We start from the raw sequence: 2,741 nt of genomic DNA on the forward strand, positions 1-2,741 counted from the left end.
ATCCCGGTAACCCTCAACCAGCCCTGCCCGGCCCGCAACCGATCCCGCAACGCCCCCGGCGAACGCAGCCCCGACCACGCCAGCGTGTCCACCGCCGCCACATCACGCTGCGCCCGCCGATGCAACACCACCTCATAGCGGTAACGGGTCAGCTCATTGACATAACCACCACGCTTCAACCGCACATCTGCCGCACTCAACAACGACGACCGCGCCACCAACGCCGTGAAATAATCCGGATCGATCAGCAATTCCTTGTCCAGCAGAACCGCCTGCTGCACCGCCCGGCCCAGCACCGCCACATCACCGGCGCCACCCTCACGACCCACCTGCACAGCAGTGTGAAACGCCCGCGCCAACCGATGATTACGCACATCACCGACGAAGATCGCCCCATCGTCGGCCAGCACACCCGCCGCCCCGTCCAACACCCGGGTCAAATAGTCAATACCCGGGAAATACTGCACCGCCGAATTGATCACCACCAGATCGAAATCACCCGCGGAAAACCCGTCAAAAACATCCGCCGGACGGCACAACAACTCCACCCCGTCAGCACCGTCATAACGCGCACGCAACCGGTCGATCACCGCCGCCGAGAAATCCGTGCCCACATACCGCTCACAACCCGGCGCCACCCGAGACATCAGCAAACCGGTACCGACACCAATCTCCAGCACCCGCCGCGGCCGCAAAGCAGCGATCCGCTCCACCGCCGCATCCCGCCACAACCGCATCTGCCCCAACGGAATCGGCGCATCGTCATAACTAGAATTCCAGCCCGAGAAATCCTCCCCCGGCTCACCACCAGCGGCATACAACGACTCATAAATCTCACGCCACTCATCCACCTGCACCGCACCACCACCATCATCGGCAGCAACAGCCGGCACCACATAACCCACCAACCGGCGATCCCCCGGACGATCCTCCCGAACCGTCACCGCCGCCTGCACCACACCAGCACACGAACTCAGCGCCGCCTCAACCTCACCAAGCTCAATACGGAAACCCCGCACCTTCACCTGATCATCAGCACGCCCCACAAACTCCAAAACACCACCGGCACGCCACCGCACCACATCACCCGTGCGATACATCCGCCCACCACCACCAGCAAACGGATCAGCCACAAACCGCACCGCACTCAAACCCGGCCGATTCAAATAACCCCGCGCCACCCCAGCACCGGCCACATACAACTCACCCGCCACACCCACCGGAACCGGCTGCAAACCCGCATCCAACACATACGCCCGCGCACCATCCACCGGCCGTCACCCGCCACACCCACCGGAACCGGCTGCAAACCCGCATCCAACACATACGCCCGCGCACCATCCACCGGCCGACCAATCGGCGGCGTTCCCGGGCCGACCAGCTCCTCACTGATGGACGCAGCGATCGTGATCTCGGTCGGGCCGTAGGCGTTGAACATCCGGCGGCCCTGCGACCAGTGAGTGACCACATCGCTGGAGCACGCCTCACCGCCGACCACGAGCGTCGCCGGTCCTGCCACCTCAGCGGGATCCATCGAGGACAGCACCGTCGGGAAAATCAGGGCGTGCGTCACGTCCGAGGCGTTGACGAATGATGCCAGTTCGTCGCCGGCCAGGCGCACCGGCGGTGCGACCACCAGCGTCGCGCCGGATCCGTACGCCATCAGCAATTCCATGATGGCGGCGTCGAAACTGGGCGACGCCAGTTGCAGCACCCGCGAACCGGCGCCGATGCCGAACCGCTCCCCCATCACCGCGGCCAGCGTCCCGATGCCGGTGTGCGGGACCATCACGCCCTTGGGCATGCCGGTCGAGCCGGACGTGTAAATAACGTAGGCAGGGCTGGACGGCGTCAGGGCCGACAGCCTGTCCTGCGGCAGGGGGTCGTCGACGCGGGCGTTGCCAATCTGCTCGACGATCGCGGCGGCATCGAGGGAGACCACGTCGGCGGCGGCCGCGGGAACGAAGCCACCGGCGGTGAGCACCACGCGCGGGCGGGAGTCGGCCAGCATGAAGGCGATCCGCTCGGCCGGGTAATCCGGATCGACGGGAAGGAACGCGGCTCCCGCCTTCGTCACCCCGAGGATCGCCACCACGAGGTCCACCGAGCGCGGCAGGGCCAGCGCGACGACATCCTCCGGGCGGGTTCCTCGCTCGATCAGCCACCACGCCAGCCGGTTGGCCCTGCTGTTCAGCTCCTGATACGTCAACTGGCTGTCGTCGGCCACCAGGGCGACCACGTCCGGCGAGCGTCGCACTTGCGCCTCGAACAGCTCCGGCAACGTGGCCGGGGCGCCGAGTCGCTCGGGTCCTCGCGAGCGCTCCAGGAGGGACAGCCGCTCCGGCACGTCCAGGACGTCGATGGTCGCGACGCGTACCGCGGGATCCGCGACCACCACGGACAGCACCCGGCGCAACCGCTGCACGAGGATGTCGACCGACTCTCGGTCGAACAGATCGGTGTTGAACTCGACGAATCCCCCGACGCCCAACTGAGTGCCGTCCGGTGCGTGGTGCTCGGCGAAGTGAAAGGAGAGGTCGAACCGGGAGGTGCCGGTGCCCACCTTGGCTCCGGTGACCTGCAGGCCGGGAAGGACGAACTCGCCGCCGGGGGTGTTGTGCACGGCGAGCGCCACCTGGAAGAGCGGGTGGTGTGCCATCGAGCGTGCCGGGTTGAGCACCTCCACCAGATACTCGAACGGCACATCCTGCTGGCCGTACGCGGCCAGATCCACCTCACGC

Annotated in this window: 2 protein-coding genes; both read right to left on the reverse strand. The window is 66.4% G+C overall.

All coding sequences use genetic code 11. The features are described 5' to 3' along the window. On the reverse strand, window positions 1-1,271 hold a 1,271-nt coding region (locus ADL15_RS11835), incomplete at its 3' end, for a methyltransferase (RefSeq protein WP_157441322.1). Next, on the reverse strand, window positions 1,163-2,741 hold a 1,579-nt coding region (locus ADL15_RS11840), incomplete at its 5' end, for a non-ribosomal peptide synthetase (protein ID WP_157441323.1). The genes ADL15_RS11840 and ADL15_RS11835, both read right to left, overlap by 109 nt.

This window comes from Actinoplanes awajinensis subsp. mycoplanecinus (genome assembly GCF_001509495.1).
In the GTDB taxonomy this organism is placed as follows: domain Bacteria; phylum Actinomycetota; class Actinomycetes; order Mycobacteriales; family Micromonosporaceae; genus Actinoplanes; species Actinoplanes palleronii.